This window comes from Bacillus sp. SIMBA_008 (assembly GCF_046535495.1).
GTDB classification, from domain to species: Bacteria; Bacillota; Bacilli; order Bacillales; family Bacillaceae; genus Bacillus; species Bacillus subtilis.
The window spans coordinates 1-266 of record NZ_JAWRWL010000589.1 but is presented as its reverse complement, the minus strand read 5'-3'; the positions used below and the strand labels follow the sequence as shown (position 1 = coordinate 266).

Genomic DNA, 266 nt, shown 5'->3' with positions numbered 1-266 from the left:
AGGATCCGCAGTGGGTCGGTCTCGATAACTACGCGCGCATGGTCGGCGACACACGCCTGCATCAGTCACTGATGGTGACCCTGCTCTACGTCGTGATCGGCGTGCCGTTGCAGCTTGGCGTCGCGCTCGGTCTCGCAATCCTGCTCGACAAGGGCATGCGCGGCCTCCCGTTCTATCGGTCGGCGTTCTACCTCCCCAGCCTTCTGGGGTCCTCCGTCGCGATCGCCATGCTGTGGCGTCTGATCTTCGGCGCAAACGGCCTGCTG

At 64.3% G+C, this 266-nt stretch carries 1 protein-coding gene; it reads left to right on the top strand.

The window, feature by feature from the left end:
- Window positions 1-266, top strand: a 266-nt coding sequence (locus SB658_RS24560) for a carbohydrate ABC transporter permease (RefSeq protein WP_410602999.1), incomplete at both ends; no start/stop codon positions are given.